The sequence below is a fragment of the uncultured Citricoccus sp. genome (assembly GCF_937871995.1).
Lineage (GTDB): Bacteria > Actinomycetota > Actinomycetes > Actinomycetales > Micrococcaceae > Citricoccus.
Genome location: NZ_CALMQR010000016.1, coordinates 39,382 through 54,728, shown reverse-complemented (window position 1 = coordinate 54,728; position 15,347 = coordinate 39,382). Strand labels below are relative to the sequence as shown.

General features: G+C 72.0%; 13 protein-coding genes. 7 read left to right on the top strand and 6 right to left on the bottom strand.

The window, feature by feature from the left end; all coding sequences use genetic code 11:
* Positions 1-21: 21 nt before the first annotated feature.
* From Q0283_RS01420 to Q0283_RS01410, 3 genes are all read right to left on the bottom strand, one after another.
* A complete protein-coding gene (locus Q0283_RS01420) occupies positions 22-501 on the bottom strand; it encodes an Lrp/AsnC family transcriptional regulator (RefSeq protein WP_183529315.1) in 480 nt (159 codons plus the stop codon).
* Positions 502-543: 42 nt separating this feature from the next.
* Positions 544-1,005 carry a thioredoxin gene (gene trxA / locus Q0283_RS01415; RefSeq protein ID WP_183529317.1) on the bottom strand — a complete coding sequence of 154 codons (462 nt, stop codon included), beginning with the start codon at positions 1,003-1,005 and terminating at the stop codon, positions 544-546.
* Positions 1,006-1,212: 207 nt separating this feature from the next.
* Positions 1,213-1,689, bottom strand: a complete 477-nt coding sequence (locus Q0283_RS01410; RefSeq protein WP_298042120.1) for a MarR family winged helix-turn-helix transcriptional regulator — start codon at positions 1,687-1,689, stop codon at positions 1,213-1,215.
* Positions 1,690-1,797: 108 nt separating this feature from the next.
* On the opposite strand from Q0283_RS01410, the gene Q0283_RS01405 reads away from it, so the two are divergent.
* The 3 genes from Q0283_RS01405 to Q0283_RS01395 all read left to right on the top strand — a co-directional run bounded on the left by Q0283_RS01405 (position 1,798) and on the right by Q0283_RS01395 (position 6,025).
* Positions 1,798-3,744 (top strand): ABC transporter ATP-binding protein, encoded by a 1,947-nt coding sequence (locus tag Q0283_RS01405; protein WP_298042117.1) that lies wholly within the window; start codon positions 1,798-1,800, stop codon positions 3,742-3,744.
* Positions 3,745-3,958: 214 nt separating this feature from the next.
* On the top strand, positions 3,959-4,720 hold the full coding sequence (locus Q0283_RS01400) for an SDR family oxidoreductase (protein ID WP_183529323.1): 762 nt from the start codon (positions 3,959-3,961) through the stop codon (positions 4,718-4,720).
* Between the two features lie 186 nt (positions 4,721-4,906).
* A complete protein-coding gene (locus Q0283_RS01395; protein ID WP_298042114.1) occupies positions 4,907-6,025 on the top strand; it encodes a M14 family zinc carboxypeptidase in 1,119 nt (372 codons plus the stop codon).
* Between the two features lie 134 nt (positions 6,026-6,159).
* Here Q0283_RS01395 and Q0283_RS01390 read toward each other — a convergent pair whose 3' ends face one another.
* Positions 6,160-6,750, bottom strand: a complete 591-nt coding sequence (locus tag Q0283_RS01390) for an HdeD family acid-resistance protein (protein WP_183529325.1) — start codon at positions 6,748-6,750, stop codon at positions 6,160-6,162.
* 245 nt (positions 6,751-6,995) lie between these two features.
* On the opposite strand from Q0283_RS01390, the gene Q0283_RS01385 reads away from it, so the two are divergent.
* Positions 6,996-9,218 (top strand): catalase, encoded by a 2,223-nt coding sequence (locus Q0283_RS01385; protein WP_183529327.1) that lies wholly within the window; start codon positions 6,996-6,998, stop codon positions 9,216-9,218.
* Between the two features lie 302 nt (positions 9,219-9,520).
* The gene (locus tag Q0283_RS01380; RefSeq protein WP_298042110.1) at positions 9,521-10,264 is read left to right on the top strand and encodes an MBL fold metallo-hydrolase; all 744 of its coding nucleotides are present in this window, start codon (positions 9,521-9,523) and stop codon (positions 10,262-10,264) included.
* Here the strand turns inward: Q0283_RS01380 and Q0283_RS01375 are convergent.
* Positions 10,176-10,649 carry a hypothetical protein gene (locus Q0283_RS01375; protein WP_183529331.1) on the bottom strand — a complete coding sequence of 158 codons (474 nt, stop codon included), beginning with the start codon at positions 10,647-10,649 and terminating at the stop codon, positions 10,176-10,178. The genes Q0283_RS01380 and Q0283_RS01375 overlap by 89 nt on opposite strands.
* 116 nt (positions 10,650-10,765) lie before the next feature.
* On the opposite strand from Q0283_RS01375, the gene Q0283_RS01370 reads away from it, so the two are divergent.
* A complete protein-coding gene (locus tag Q0283_RS01370; RefSeq protein WP_183529333.1) occupies positions 10,766-12,283 on the top strand; it encodes a YdiU family protein in 1,518 nt (505 codons plus the stop codon).
* Between the two features lie 18 nt (positions 12,284-12,301).
* Here the strand turns inward: Q0283_RS01370 and Q0283_RS01365 are convergent, their stop codons facing one another.
* A complete protein-coding gene (locus tag Q0283_RS01365; RefSeq protein WP_183529335.1) occupies positions 12,302-12,835 on the bottom strand; it encodes a metallophosphoesterase in 534 nt (177 codons plus the stop codon).
* Positions 12,836-13,023: 188 nt separating this feature from the next.
* On the opposite strand from Q0283_RS01365, the gene treS reads away from it, so the two are divergent.
* Positions 13,024-15,213, top strand: coding sequence for a maltose alpha-D-glucosyltransferase (gene treS / locus Q0283_RS01360; protein ID WP_298042253.1), 2,190 nt, complete (start codon positions 13,024-13,026; stop codon positions 15,211-15,213).
* The last annotated feature ends 134 nt before the right edge of the window (positions 15,214-15,347 follow it).

The following is a 15,347-nucleotide window of genomic DNA, read 5'->3' as shown; positions in this document are numbered from 1 at the left end:
GCGGGTGGACAGTCTGACCAGTCATTCGCCGGAAGCCGCCACCGCGTGCAGCAGCGGCAGCGTCCGGCCCTGCTCGTGGGTGCGCAACGCCAGCGCGGAGGAGGTCCGCGCGACACCGGGGACCTGCGAGATCCGGTCCAGCACGTCCTGCAGGTCCTGGCCGTTGCGGGCCACCACGCGCAGGTGCAGGTCATGGTCGCCGGTGACCGTGTAGAGGTCGGTGACCTCGGGGATGGCGGAGAGGATCGCCTCGGTGACCGGTTCGTGGCCGACATGCTGGTTGATGTCCACGGAGCAGAACGCCACCAGGTCGTAGCCGAAACCCGCCGGGTCCACCTGGGGGACGATCGCGCTGATCACGCCGGCCGCCTGCAGCCGCGCCAACCGGCTGGTGACCGTCCCCCGGGCCACGCCGAGGCGCCGCGCGCACTCGAGCACGGGCAGCTGCGGCGAGTCGGTCAGCAGCTGGATGAGCCGGGCGTCGAGGTCATCGGGGCGCATGCCCTCATCCTGCCACCGTCCCCGGGCGAAACGGCCGCCGGGTCAGCGGCCGTGCAGCGCGTTGAGCTGGTCCGCGGCGGACTGGACGGCCTCCTGGGCGGAGGGCTCGTCGTCGTGCTGGCCACCCTGACCATCGCCCTGCTCACCGGCCTGCTCCTCGGCCAGCCGCCGCACCTCGGCGATGTCCAGGCCCTTGACCTGGTCCAGCAGCTGGTCGAGCGCGGAACCGGGCAGGGCACCGGCCTGGGAGAACACCAGCACGCCGCCGCGGAAGGCCATCAGCGTGGGGATGGAGGTGATGCCGGCCATGGCGGCCAGCTGCTGCTCCGCCTCGGTGTCCACCTTGGCGAAGACGACGTCCGGGTGCTGCTCCGAGGCGGCGTCGAACACGGGGGCGAACTGGCGGCAGGGGCCGCACCAGGCGGCCCAGAAGTCCACGAGGACGGTGTCATTCTCGGCAACGGTGGTGCCGAAGCTGTCGACGGTGAGGTCTACGGTGGCCATGGGGGTCCTTCCGGATCGAATCGGGGCTCCCAGTCTCAGCGGCTCGCGCACCCCGGATATTCCCCCACGCCGCCTCACTCATCCCGGGATGGACATCTCCCCGGCCCCTGCCGGGATGATGCGTCCATCGTGACCGGAGAAACCGGCGAGGAGCCGCTCCGGCCGATCCGGGCGCCACCGGATCGCTCCCGACGCCGGCCGGCCGCCTCAGGGGTGCGAGCGCACCAGCTCGGAGAGGATGCGCGCCAGCTCGGCCCGGTCCCCCTCGGACAGCACGGAGAAGTAGTCCCCGGCCTGCCGGCGCCGTTCCTCACGGACCTGCTCGCGCACCCGGGCGCCGTCCTCGGTGAGCACGATGCGCGTGGCCCGCCGGTCGGCGGGGTCGGGCCGCCGCTCGACGAGCCCCTGGTCCTGCAACTGGTCGATCACCTCGGTGGCCGAGCGCGGGGCGATCCGCAGCCTCTCGGCCAGGTCCTTCAGGCGCAGCCCCTCGGCGGCGGCGTCCGCGGTGGCCACTCCCCCGGCCGCTCCCCCGGCCACGGCCTGCAGCGCCCGGAACTGGTACGGCGTCAGGCCGAACGGCGCCAGCTGCTCGCCCCAGCCGCGGCGCAGTCGCCGGAAGGCCACGTGCATGAGGTCACCGAGCTCGGGCGGGGAGGCGGGGGAATCAGCGGGGACCGGCATGCGTTGCATCCTACGCGAGATTGACCTGCAACCTCTTAGTGAGGTAACCTCACTACATTCCCACCCCCGACCTCGCCACGGAGGCCCCTCACGAAGGAGCGCCCACCCATGAGTTCCCCCACCACGCTCACGGCCCCCGCCACCCCGGGCACAGCCCCCGGTCGCGGCGGCGGCCGGGGTCCGGCCCGGCCCGACCCTGTGGACCGGGCCCAGCTGCAGCGCCACCCCGTCTCCCTGCGCCGCATCGCGGCCCTCTTCGTCCCGCACCGGGCGACCATCGCCGTCGTGGTCCTGCTGATCACCGTCTCCTCCGTCATCAACCTGGCCCAGCCGTTCCTGGTGCGCGGCGTCATCGACGACGCCCTGCCGCACCAGGACGTCCCCCTGCTCTCGGCCCTCACCGCCGCCATGGTGCTGGTCGCCGCCCTCACCGCGGCCATCGGCGTGGTCCAGACCTGGATGGCCACGAGGATGGGCCAGCGGGTCATGCACACCCTGCGCGTGGACCTCTTCACCCACCTGCAGAGGCAGTCGCTGTCCTTCTTCACCCGCACCCGCGGCGGTGAGGTCCAGTCCCGGCTCACCAATGACATCGCGGGCATGCAGTCCGTGGTCACCTCCACGGCCACCGGTGTCGCCACCAACGTCACGACCACCGTCGCCACCGCGGTCGCCATGGTCGCCCTGTCCCCGCAGTTGTCCCTGATCTCGCTGCTGGTGCTGCCACCGGCCATCTGGCTCTCCCGGAAGGTCGCGCTGATCCGCCGCAAGGTCACCGACGAACGCCAGCAGACCCTGGCCGCCCTCCACACCCAGGTCGAGGAGGGCCTGTCCGTCTCCGGCGTGCGGCTGGCGAAGACCCTGGGCACCACCGCCCGCGACGCCGCCCGCTTCACCGACCGCTCCGAGGCCCTGATCGACCTGGAGATGCGCTCGCAGCTGGCCGGCCGCTGGCGGATGGCGACCATGCAGGTCGTCTTCGCCGCGATCCCCGCGGTCATCTACCTCGCGGCCGGTTTCCCCGCGACCTCCGGGGGGATGACCATCGGCACGCTCGTGGCGTTCACGGCACTGCAGGGCACCGTGTTCCGCCCCGTGATGGGCCTGCTGAACATCGGCGTCCAGTGGGTCACCGCCCTGGCCTTCTTCTCCCGCATCTTCGAGTACCTGGACCTGGACCCGCAGGTCAGGCCACCGGCCGATCCGGTCCCGCTGGACCCGGAGCGGGTGCGCGGCGAGGTCCGCTTCGAACAGGCCTCCTTCACCTACGACGACGGCGCCGCCCCCGCCGCGGGTGCCTCACCCACCGGGGGGCGCCCGGTGCTGGACCGCATCGACCTGGTGATGCCCGCGGGGACCACGACCGCCGTCGTCGGCCCGACCGGTTCCGGCAAGTCCACCCTGGCCTCCCTGCTGCCCCGGTTGCACGACGCCACCGCGGGGCGGGTCACGATCGACGGGGTCGACGTGCGCGAGATCGACCCGCAGGTGCTGGCGAGGATCGTCGGGGTGGTCTCCCAGGAGACGTACCTGATCCACGCCACCGTGCGGGAGAACCTGCTGCTGGCCGACCCGGACGCCACCGACGCCAGGCTCTGGGAGGTGCTCGGCGCCGCGTCCCTGTCGGACACCGTCGCCGCCCTGCCCGAAGGACTCGACACGGTGGTGGGCGCCCGCGGCCACCGCTTCTCCGGGGGTGAGCAGCAACGGCTGGCGATCGCCCGGACCATCCTGCGCAATCCGCCGGTGCTGGTGCTGGACGAGGCCACCTCCGCCCTGGACAACACCACCGAGGCCCGCGTGCAGGCCGCACTGGACCGGCTGGCGGTGGGACGGACCACGCTGATGATCGCCCACCGGCTGTCCACCGTGACCGGGGCCGACCAGGTGGTGGTGCTGGAGGGCGGACGGATCGTGGAACAGGGCGGCCCCGCCGAACTGCTGGCCGCCGGCGGGCCGTTCGCCACCCTGGCCGCCCGCCGCGAGGACGGGCGCACTCCCGGCACGAGCGCCGGTCCCGCCCACGGCCGGGACCGGGTCGAGGCCCTGGCCTGAGTCCATCCGCAGTCGCGCGAAGGCCGGCCGGACGGCGCGCTCCCCCCATTCCCCGGTGCGGAATCCTGCCTCCTGACGTTGCCGGATCCCGGCGTCCGGCGTAGATCTGGTCCCAGAACATCCACCGCACATCCACCGTGAGGACCTCCGGGGGACCAGCTCCCTCCAGGACCTGGTCCCCGGGCCGGCCTCCGCCGTGAACAAGGAGATCCCCATGTCCCAGCGCGTACTCGTCACCGCCGGCGCCTCCGGCATCGGACTGGCCATCGCCCGGGCCTTCGTCGCCAACGGTGACCGCGTCCACATCGCGGACATCGACCCGGACGCCGTCCAGGCCGCCCTGGCCGAGCACCCGGGCCTCACCGCCTCCGTGGGCGACGTGTCCCGGGCCGCCGACGTCGACGCCATGATGGCCGACGTCCGCGCGGAGCTCGGCGGGCTGGACGTGTTGGTCTCCAACGCCGGCATCGCCGGACCCACCGCGCCCGTGGAGGACTACGACCCGGACGCCTGGGCCGCCGTCGTGGACGTCAACCTCAACGGCACCTTCGAGGTGGCCCGCAAGGCCGTTCCGCTGCTGAAGGAGAACGGGCGCGGTTCGATCATCGTCATGTCCTCCCTGGCCGGGCGTTTCGGCTACCCGAACCGGATCGCCTACGCCACCACCAAGTGGGGCCTGGTCGGGTTCACCAAGACCCTGTCCCTGGAACTCGGCCCCCACGGGATCACGGTGAACTCCATCCACCCCGGTGGCGTCAACGGACCCCGCCTGGAGAGGGTGTTCGAGGGCCGCGCCCAGGTCTCCGGGCGCAGCATCGAGGAGGAGCGGGAGGCGGCCCTGGAGAACCAGGCCATCAAGTCCTTCACCGACCCGGCCGACATCGCCGCCCTGGCCGTGTTCCTGGCCAGCCCGGCCGCCCGGACCATCTCCGGCCAGCAGCTGAACATCGACGGGGACTCCAAGGCAGCGCAGTGACCACCCTCCGGGCGGGGGCGGCGTGACGGCCACGACGCGTGCTTGACGGCCCGGTCAACCCCGGGTTGACTTGGGTGATCCGCGTCACACGCCCCCCGGTGGCCGGCCTCCGTCCTCATGGTGGTTCCCCGTAGAACCCGCCGCGCCCCGGCCCCCTCCCGGCCGGGTCCGTCCCGAGAGGATGCCATGACCCGCTCATCACACTCCGCACCGCGCCCCTCCGCGCCACACTCCTCCGGCTCGCAGCGTTCCCCGCGCCCCCGGGGCCGCCGGCTGGCCGCCCTCACCCTCGCCGCCGGCCTGGCGCTGGGGTCCGGGCTGGCGGCCCCACCGGCCTTCGCCGTGGGCAAGGGACCGAACTACGGCGGCAACGAGACCATCAACACCTCGATCCTCACCACCTACGACGAGCTGGTGGCGGAGCTGCACACGCAGGCGGCCAAGCAGCCGGCCATGGAGCTGGAGGTCATCGGGCAGACCGTGAAGGGCCGGGACATCCACCTGGTCAAGTACCTCTCCGACCCGCAGAACCCGACGATCCTCTACCTGACCCAGCAGCACGGCAACGAGCAGCTCACCACGGAGGGCGCGCTGTCCTTCATCAGGTCGCTCGGCACCGGCAAGAACCAGGGCGTGCTGGACGGGGTCAACATCCTCGTGGTGCCGATGCTCAACGCGGATGGTGCCATGGGTGACGTGGACTTCTCCCTGGAGGACTACATCGCGTCCGGGGACCGTCACCTGACCCGGTACAACGCCCACGAGGTGGACCTGAACCGGGACCACATCGCCAAGGTCGAGCCGGAGACCCGGGCCCTGCACGAGAACGTGCTGCAGGCCTACGACATCGACTACATGATCGACCTGCACCACCAGGGTTCCCGGTCCCAGGCCGACGGTGAACTGGTCTCCGGGTCGATCCTGCATCCGACCACCCCGAATGTGGACGCCGAGGTCCTGGGCGGGTCCAAGCGACTCGGAGCGATCGTCCACGGCGCCATCGAGCCGACCGGCTGGGGCCACCTGGGCAAGTACGTGGGCGGCGCCACCGAGAACATCGCGCGCAACGGCATCGCCGTGGAGTACGGCATCTCCACGCTGCTGTTCGAGATGCGTGGGATGTCCGACCACTCCAACCCCGGTTCCGTCCTGGGCCAGAAGTCGAACGGTTACCTGATCAAGCAGACCGTGACCACGCTGGAGTCCACGGCGCGCGCGATCGCTGACGGGTCGATCGAGGCCGCGGACACCACCTTCTGGGACACCCTGACGGCGCAGTCGAACGCGGGGTGGCCCGCCGAGTAGCCTGGCCGTCCTCACCGGCTGCCGGTCGATGGATGGCGCGGAGCCCCGGGGTCCGGGTGCTCCGCCTCATCCATCGACCACCGGCCCCGCTGGGCTCGCCGTCAGGCCCGACGGGGGTCAGGCAGGGCGGATCGTCAGGCGCGGCGCACCCGGAAGGCGCTGATGATGGTGGTCAGCCCGAACACCACGCCGTAGATCCCGACGACGAGCACCAGGGCACCCAGCGCGACGAGCGGGTTCACGAACATGACGACCGCCAGCACGATCGCGACGACCACGTTGATCAGGCCCAGGAAACTGCCCCACCTCCCGGATCGGCGGTCGGTGATCTCGAGCAGGCCGCGCACCGCCAGGCCGATGGCCAGGATCCACAGCACGGCCACCCCGCCCACCACGGCCAGGGCATAGGGGAAGACCACCAGGGCCAGGCCGGCCAGGATCGCCACCACCCCGCCGAGCAGGGGCATCCCCCACCGGCGGCCCGTACTCTTGCGCCGGCCCGCGATCGCGCAGCCGGTGACCCCGTCCAGGACGAGCCAGATCCCGATGACGATGCTCAGCGCCGCGGCTGCGGCTCCCGGCATGAAGACCATGACGAGGCCGAAGACCAGGGCGAGGACACCGCGGACGAGCAGCCACCAGAAGACGGCGTTCCTGAACTCCTCCTCCAGGCCCTCGAAGGTGCCCCAGTCATCAGTCCGACGCCGATCGGTCTCCCTGGTCATGACGGACCTCCCTCACCCCTGCAGATCCGGCCCCGTTCCGGCTCGACCCCGCCCGGCCCCGGAACCCCGTGGTTGCGTCGTGCCCATCGTCCCACTCTCCCGGCCTCACGCGCAGGACCCCGTCCGCGAGGTCTTGCCCGCAGGGCTCCACCTGCCGCACACTCCGCGCCGGTCGCTTCTGGCCAAGACCCCCCGCCCCCTGTCTACGGTGGTCGGAGCCCTTACCTACGGCGAAAGGCAACACCATGTCCGAGAACCCCCAGATCCCCGGCACCCCGGGCCCGGTCCCGCCCCCGCTGGAGGAGCCCACGACTCCGGCCGGCCCGTTGCCGCCGAAGCCTGACCAGACCGGGCCCGCCACGGTCTCCCCCACCGGGCAGGAAACCGGTGCCCCGCAGGAGAAGATGGCCCAGGGCGGGGAGTTCCTCACCACCGCCCACGGCGCCCGGCTGAAGGACTCGGACCACGCGCTGCGCGCCGGACCCCGGGGACCTCTGCTGCTGCAGGACCACCACTTCCGCGAGAAGATCAGCCACTTCGACCACGAGCGCATCCCCGAGCGGGTGGTGCACGCCCGCGGCGCCGGCGCCCACGGCGTGTTCCGCGGCTACGGCACGGCCGCGAAGATCTGCCGGGCGGGGGTCTTCGAGAAGGACAAGGAGACCGAGGTCTTCGTCCGTTTCTCCACCGTGGTCGGTTCGCGCGGCTCCATGGACGTGGCCCGTGACACCCGCGGCTTCGCCACCAAGTTCTACACGGACGAGGGCACCTGGGACCTGGTCGGCAACAACATGCCGGTGTTCTTCATCCAGGACGCCATCAAGTTCCCGGACGTGGTGCACGCGGTCAAGCCGCACCCGGACCGGGAGATCCCGCAGGCCCAGTCCGCCCATGACACGTTCTGGGACTTCGTCTCCCTGCACACCGAGGCCCAGCACCACACGATCTGGAACATGTCCGATCGCGGCATCCCGCGGTCCTACCGGATGATGGAGGGCTTCGGCGTCCACACCTTCCGGCTGATCGCCCAGGACGGGTCCACGGTGCTGGTGAAGTTCCACTGGAAGCCGAAGCTGGGCGTGCACTCGGTCACGTGGGAGGAGGCGCAGATCATCAACGGCGCCGATCCGGACTACCACCGCCGGGACCTGGCGGACGCGATCGAGGCGGGCGCCTTCCCGGAGTGGGAGCTGGGCGTGCAGGTCTTCGAGGACAACGAGGACCAGATGTTCGCCGGGATCGACCTGCTGGATCCCACGAAGATCGTCCCGGAGGAACTGGCGCCCGTCGAGCCGATCGGGCTGCTGACCCTGAACCGCAACACCTCGAACTTCTTCGCCGAGACCGAGCAGGTGGCGTTCAACCCGAACAACCTCATCCCCGGCATCGACGTCACCAACGATCCGCTGCTGCAGGGCCGGCTCTTCTCCTACCTGGACACCCAGATCACCCGCCTCGGCGGCCCCAACTGGAACCAGCTGCCCATCAACCGCCCGCACGCGGAGGTCAATGACATGCTGCGGGACGGCATGCACCAGACCGCCGTGCACACCGGAGTGGCCCCCTACCGCCCGAACACCCTGGACGGGAACAACCCGTTCGAGACCCCCGACGGCGAGCGGCCCTTCATCGACCACCCCGCCCCGGTGGCCGCCTCGGTGAAGGAACGGGCACTGCCCGCCACCTTCGACGACCACTTCAGCCAGGCCCGGTTGTTCTTCCGGTCCCTGACCGAGGTGGAGCGCGAGCACGTGGCCCAGGCCTACACCTTCGAGCTCGGCAAGTGCTACGAGCAGGCCATCCGCGAGCGCCAGTTGCGCGCCCTGGCCAACATCGACGCCACGCTGGCCCAGGTCGTCGCCGAGGGGCTGGGCCTTCCGGCACCGAAGCCGTCCGAGGCCCCGGCCGACGTCGAGCCCTCACCGGCCCTGGCCCAGGTCGGCGGTGAGTGGCCGCTGGCCGGCCGTCAGGTGGGGATCATCGTCGGCGAGGACGTGGACACCGGCGAGCTCGCCGACGCGGTCGCCGCGGTGGACAAGGCCGGGATGGTGCCCCTGGTGGTCGCCCCGTCCGGCGGCGAGGCCGCCACCCGGCTGCTGGGCAAGGACGTGGTCGCGCAGCGCACCTACCTGACGGCGGCGTCCGTGGAGTTCGACGCCGTCCTGCTCGCCTCGGCCACGCCGCCCGCCCCGGACGCGGCGCACGGCCTGGACGCCAAGGCCGCCGCTCCCGGGCCGGAGGGCGTGGACCCGCGGGTGGCCAAGCTGCTCGGCGAGGCGTGGCGCCATGCCAAGGCGATCGCCGCCTTCGGCACGGGCCAGGAGGTGCTGCGTGCCACGGCGATGCAGGACACCGCGGGTGTGGTGACCGCCAAGGGTGGCGCCGCGGCCGTCCAGGAGCTGCTCGCGCTGATGCCGGCCCACCGGGCCTGGCACCGCTTCCCCACCACGGGCCGGTTCGCCGACTGAGCCGGGGTAGCCGGCCGCTGACTGAGCCGGGGTAGCCGGCCGCCGGGTGGGTGGCACCGATTGTCAGGCGATACCCAGCCGGCACCCGGCCGGTCCCCACGACCGTTGCCTACGGTGGGAAGCACCTCATCAAGGTGCGAGTGACGACAGAGGGCCCCGGGCCCGGCAGAATGCGTTCCCCTCACGCAGCCGGACTACCCGGGGCCCTGCTCGTGCCCGGCGCCTCGGGGCAGCCCCTCCCTCCGCGCCCTTCCTCCCCCTACGGTGGAGAACGGACACCCTTGGACGACCCGGGAGGACCCATGCTCACCCAGGACATCGCCCCCGGCATACACCTGATCGACCACGCGCACGTCAACTGCTACCTGGTCGAGGACGACGACGGCGTCACGCTGGTCGACGCCGGACTGCCCGGCGTCTGGACCGAGCTCGGCCGCTCGATCCGCACGATCGGCCGCCGGCCCGAGGACGTGAAGGCCCTCGTGCTCACGCATGCGCACTTCGACCACGTGGGCGTCGCCCGGCGCCTCGTGCACCGCCTGGGAGTGCCGGTGTACGCGCACCGCGCCGAGCGCACCCTGGCCGCGCACCCCTACCGGTACGCCCACGAGAACCCCCGCGCCGCCTATCCGCTGAAGCACCCCCGCGCCGTGCCGATCCTCTCGGCCATGCTGGCCGGCGGCGCACTGGCCGTGAGGGGCACCCGGGTCACGGACCACATCGAGGACGGGGACACCCTGCCGGTGCCCGGACGGCCGCGCGTCGTCGCCAGCCCGGGCCACACCCACGGGCACTGCGCGCTGCACCTGCCCGACCGCGATGCCCTGTTGACCGGGGACGCCCTCGTGACCCTGGATCCCTACACCGGTGAGACCGGGCCGCGGATCGTGGCGGGCGCGGCCACCGCGGACAGCGCCCAGGCCCTGCGCTCGCTGGACGCCCTCCTGGCCACCGGGGCTACGCTCGTCCTGCCCGGGCACGGCCGGCCCTGGGAGCGGGGAATCCAGCCCGCCGTGGTCGAGGCCCGGCGTCACGGTCCTTCCTGACCCGCCCCGCTGACCGCCAGGCGGCCAGCCAACCGGCCTCCACGGCGGCGTCCGCCAGGTAGATCCGCCGGATCCGGCCGCTCGTGCCGTAGACCGCGTCGATGGCCCCGAAGGTGAGCGCGGAGCCCACACCGAGCCGGGCCGCCGTCGGGTGTGCCTCCGGGGCGGAGCCGGACCGGAGCATGGACCAGCCGATCGTCACGGCCAGGCCGGCCACGGTCTGCACCAGCCAGCGGTCGGCCTTGGGTCCGGTCACGCGTTCGAAACTGCGGTAGTGCACCAGCGGCCAGGCCCCGGTCACCAGCACGTACAGGCCCTGGGCGCGGGCCAGCCGGGACGTCGTGAGCTCCCCGGTGCGGTCTGCGGCGGCTGGCGGACGTGCCATCGCACTCTCCTCTCCGTGAGGGCCGGTGCCCGTAGCCTACGGACCCGGCCGGCGGCGGACGAGGCCGGACCGGCGGCACCTCACTCCCGGGTCCGGCCCGTGACTACGCTGGACGCATGAGCCACACCACCCCCGCCCTCGCCCTGCAGGCTCGATTCGCCACCGACCTGCCGGAGCTGGCCATCCCGTGGCGCGCCGAGGACACCCCGGCGCCGCAATTGCTGGTGCTCAACGAGCCGCTGGCAGCCGGGCTCGGCCTGGACGCCGAGTGGCTGCGCACCCCCGAGGGGCTGCGGTTCCTCACCGGCACCGGCGTGGGTCCCGACGCCGGCGCTGCCGCGGGTGCGGAGGGCACCTCCCCCGTCGCGCTCGGCACCCCCGTCGCCCAGGCCTACGCCGGGCACCAGTTCGGGGTGTACGTCCCGCGCCTCGGAGACGGGCGCGCCCTGCTGCTCGGTGAACTGGGCGCCGGGAACGGCGATCACGGTCAGCTGCGGGACCTGCACCTCAAGGGGTCCGGGCCCACGCCCTTCGCCCGCGGCGGGGACGGCCGGGCCGCCGTCGGGCCCATGCTGCGCGAGTACGTCGTCAGCGAGGCGATGCACGCCCTGGGCATCCCGAGCACCCGCTCCCTGGCGGTGGTCGGCACCGGGCGGAGCGTGCTGCGCGAGGACGGACCCTTGCCGGGGGCGCTGCTCGCCCGGGTGGCGGCCAGCCACCTGCGGGTGGGCAGCTTCCAGTACGCCCGCAGCCTCGAGGACCCCACCGTGCTGCGCCGCCTGGCCGAGCACGCGATCGCCCGGCACCACCCGCAGGCCGCGGACGCGGACAACCCACCCCTGGCCCTGTTCCGCGAGGTGGTCTCGGCCCAGGCCTCGCTCGTGGCACAGTGGCTGCTGGTGGGCTTCGTCCACGGGGTGATGAACACGGACAACATGACCATCTCGGGCGAGACCATCGACTACGGGCCGTGCGCCTTCATGGACGCCTTCGACCGCGCCGCCGTCTACAGCTCGATCGACACGGCCGGACGCTACGCCTACGGGAACCAACCCGCGATCGCCCAGTGGAACCTGGCCCGTTTCGCCGAGGCCCTGCTGCCGGAACTCCACGAGGACCCGAACGTGGCGGTCGAGCTCGTCACGGATGCGCTGCAGGACTTCACCCGCCAGTTCAGCGACGCCTTCGCGGTCGGAGTCCGCCGCAAGCTCGGGTTGTCCACGGACATCGCGCAGGAGACGGCGGGACCGCTGGCCGACGAACTGCTCGCCCTGCTGCAGCAGGACCACATCGACTTCACCGGGTTCTTCCGCCGATTGGGCCAGGCCGCCCGCGGGGACACCGGGCCGGTCCAGGCGGTGTTCACCGACCGGCCGGCCCTCGACGACTGGCTGGAGCGCTGGGGGGCCCTGAGCCCCGACCCGGAGTTGATGGACCGCGCCAACCCCCTCTATATCCCGCGCAACCACCTCGTGGAGGAGGCGCTCGCCGCCGCGCAGGCGGACGACGTCGGGCCCCTGGAAAAGCTGCTGGAGGCGGTGACCCAGCCGTTCGAGGAGCGGCCCGGGCTGGAACGCTACGCCGAGGGCCCGCCCGAGGACTTCGGACGGTACCGCACCTTCTGCGGCACCTGAGGCCCTGGACAGCTGCGGTCAGGGGGTGCGGTCCACCGGGCGCACGTGGACCTGGGTCAGCTGGCCGTCCTGGACGACCGCCGTCATCATCGTGCACTCGGGCTGGCGCCGCCGGTCCGTGGGCGAGCCCGGGTTGAGCAGTCTCAGTCCGGGGTTCGCGGTGTCCTCCCCCGCCACGGTGTCCCACGGGATGTGACTGTGCCCGAAGACGAGGACGTCCACTTCGGGGAACACCTGCGCCATCCGGCGTTCCCGGCCGCGCGCCGCGCCCGTCTCGTGGGTCATCGCGAACCCGACCCCGCCGATCTCCACGCGCGCCACCTCAGGCAGGCGCCGGCGTAACTCGGCGCCGTCGTTGTTGCCCCACACGCCCACCAGGCGGCGGGCCCGGGACTCCAGTTCATCCAGGAGTTCCGGGACCTGCCAGTCCCCCGCGTGGAAGACGACGTCCGCCTCGTCGACTGCCCGCCACACCTGGGCCGGCAGGGCGCGTGCCCGGTTCGGGACGTGGGTGTCTGCCAGGAGCAGGAGGCGGACCGGGGCGGAGGACATGGGGCAAGGTTAGCGCCGGCCGCACGGACGTCCGGTGGCAGACGGCGCTCAGCACTGCAAGGATGAGTCCTGACTGCGCGCAACACTGCAGGGCGTGGTCACGTGACCCTCGTGACATGGAAGGAGACCGGGTGCCCACTCCCGAGACCGATTCCCAGGGTGACGGGGGCGTCCCCGCGGACATCCCCGTGCCCACCGCCGACGTGGACACCCCCGCGGACGTCAACTATGACGAGGTCTTCTACCCGGCCCGGCCCCGTGCCGCCCGTCCGAGGGCGCGCCGCAACCAGCAGTTCGGGGCGGCCAAGCCTCCCTTCGAACCGGTGGGGACGAACCCGGCCTACGTCCAGTGGCTGCGCGGGCAGTCCATGCTGGGGGACGCCAAGACGCTGGGCCGCCAGCTGTCCGGCCAGGCCAGCATGTGGCAGCACGCCTACGCCCGCCCCGATCCGCGGCGCGCCGTGGAGGCCGCCAGCGTGTGGGTGACCTCGTATCCGCTGGCCGTCATCACGGAACCCGGGCAGTCCTTCCTGGGCGCCCTGGGCAAGCCCGCCCTGTGGGACGCCTTCGCGCAGATCGGCATCACCGCGATCCACACCGGTCCCCTGAAACGGGCCGGGGGGCTGGACGGATGGAATTACACCCCCAGCGTGGACGGCCATTTCGACCGCATCAGCATGGCCATCGATCCCCTGTTCGGCACCGAGGACGAGTTCCGCGCGATGTGCGCCGTGGCCAGGGACCGTGGCGGGACGGTCATCGATGACATCGTGCCCGGTCACACCGGCAAGGGCGCGGATTTCCGGCTGGCCGAGATGAACTACCGGGACTATCCCGGCCTGTTCCACATGATCGACATCCCGGAGTCGGACTGGCACCTGCTGCCCGAGGTCCCCGCCGGGAAGGACTCGGCCAATCTCGACCGGGAGTCCGAGCGCGCCCTGCAGGACGCGGGGTACATCATCGGGGAGCTGCAGCGGGTGATCTTCTACGAGCCCGGGGTCAAGGAGACCAACTGGAGTGCGACCCGGCCCGTGCTGGACACCGAGGGCACACTGCACCGCTGGGTCTACCTGCACTACTTCAAGGACGGGCAGCCGTCCCTGAACTGGCTCGACCCGACGTTCTCGGGCATGCGCATGGTGATGGGTGACGCGCTGCACTCCCTGCTGGACCTGGGCGCCGGTGCGCTGCGCCTGGACGCCAACGGTTTCCTGGGCGTGGAGAAGGGGGCGGACCAGGGGGCCGGCTGGTCCGAGGGCCATCCCCTGTCCGAGGCGGCGAACCAGCTCCTGGGGTCCATGGTGCGCAAGGTCGGCGGCTTCACCTTCCAGGAGTTGAACCTGTCCATCGACGACATCAAGACGACGTCCATGACCGGCCCGGACCTGTCCTACGACTTCGTCACGCGGCCGGCCTACCACCATGCCCTCGTCACGCAGGACACGGAGTTCCTGAGGCTGACCCTGCGCGAGGCCCTGGCCATCGGCGTCGACGCCGCCAGCCTGGTTCACGCCCTGCAGAACCACGACGAGCTCACCTACGAGCTCATCCACTTCGCCGTGCGGCACCGGGACCGGGAGTTCGAGCTCGGCGGGCGGACCCTCACCGGCGGGGAGCTCGCGGAGCACATCCAGTCGACCCTGCGCGAGCGGATCACCGGGCCGGCGGCTCCCTACAACCTGACCTTCACGACCAACGGGATCGCGTGCACCACGGCCAGCGTGGTCACCGCGGCCCTGGGGATCACCGACCTGGACCAGATCAGCGACGACCAACTCGAGCAGGTCCGCCGAGGACACCTGTTGCTGGCGATGTACAACTCCCTGCAGCCCGGGGTCTTCGCCCTGTCCGGGTGGGACCTGCGGGGCGTGCTCCCGCTGCCCCGGGAACAGGTCGCCGAGCTGATCGCCCAGGGAGACACCCGGTGGATCAACCGCGGTGCGCACAACCTCATGGGCATGGCCCCCGAATCCCGGTCCTCCGGGTCCGGCCTCCCCCGTGCCCGGAGCCTGTACGCGCCGATCCCGGACCAGCTGGCCGACGAGGACTCCTTTGCCCGCCGGCTCGCGCGCGTCCTCGAGGTCCGGAAGGAACACGGCATCGCGGCCGGGGAGCTCCTCGACGTCGCGACCGCGTCCCACCCCGCACTGCTGGCCCTGGTGCAGCGCACCGCGACCGGGCAGTTGGCGGTCACCGTGCTGAATTTCTCCACGGACACCGTCACGGCCGCGGTCCGGTCGGATCACCTCGCCCAGGACAGCGTGGTGGTCGATGCCTTCACCGAGGAGGTCTGCGGGACCGTCGGCGGGGAACAGGGCCTCGAGATCACCCTTCCGGCGCACGAGGGGACGCTCCTGATCCTCGAGACGCCGTGATGCGCGCCTGACGCTGCCGGGTCATCTTTCGTCCTCCAGTTGCCCGGATCGGGCCGGCGTCGGGAACAATGGGACGAAACGGGACCGGGACGCGGTCAGCACCGCGCGGCCGACCGGCCCCCACCCCCTTGCTG

Bases quoted from the DNA above. Each gene is read 5' to 3' on its own strand.
- Q0283_RS01420 (WP_183529315.1), bottom strand. From the start codon at position 501: ATGCGCCCCGATGACCTCGACGCCCGGCTCATCCAGCTGCTGACCGAC.
- trxA (WP_183529317.1), bottom strand. From the start codon at position 1,005: ATGGCCACCGTAGACCTCACCGTCGACAGCTTCGGCACCACCGTTGCC.
- Q0283_RS01410 (WP_298042120.1), bottom strand. From the start codon at position 1,689: ATGCCGGTCCCCGCTGATTCCCCCGCCTCCCCGCCCGAGCTCGGTGAC.
- Q0283_RS01405 (WP_298042117.1), top strand. From the start codon at position 1,798: ATGAGTTCCCCCACCACGCTCACGGCCCCCGCCACCCCGGGCACAGCC.
- Q0283_RS01400 (WP_183529323.1), top strand. From the start codon at position 3,959: ATGTCCCAGCGCGTACTCGTCACCGCCGGCGCCTCCGGCATCGGACTG.
- Q0283_RS01395 (WP_298042114.1), top strand. From the start codon at position 4,907: ATGACCCGCTCATCACACTCCGCACCGCGCCCCTCCGCGCCACACTCC.
- Q0283_RS01390 (WP_183529325.1), bottom strand. From the start codon at position 6,750: ATGACCAGGGAGACCGATCGGCGTCGGACTGATGACTGGGGCACCTTC.
- Q0283_RS01385 (WP_183529327.1), top strand. From the start codon at position 6,996: ATGTCCGAGAACCCCCAGATCCCCGGCACCCCGGGCCCGGTCCCGCCC.
- Q0283_RS01380 (WP_298042110.1), top strand. From the start codon at position 9,521: ATGCTCACCCAGGACATCGCCCCCGGCATACACCTGATCGACCACGCG.
- Q0283_RS01375 (WP_183529331.1), bottom strand. From the start codon at position 10,649: ATGGCACGTCCGCCAGCCGCCGCAGACCGCACCGGGGAGCTCACGACG.
- Q0283_RS01370 (WP_183529333.1), top strand. From the start codon at position 10,766: ATGAGCCACACCACCCCCGCCCTCGCCCTGCAGGCTCGATTCGCCACC.
- Q0283_RS01365 (WP_183529335.1), bottom strand. From the start codon at position 12,835: ATGTCCTCCGCCCCGGTCCGCCTCCTGCTCCTGGCAGACACCCACGTC.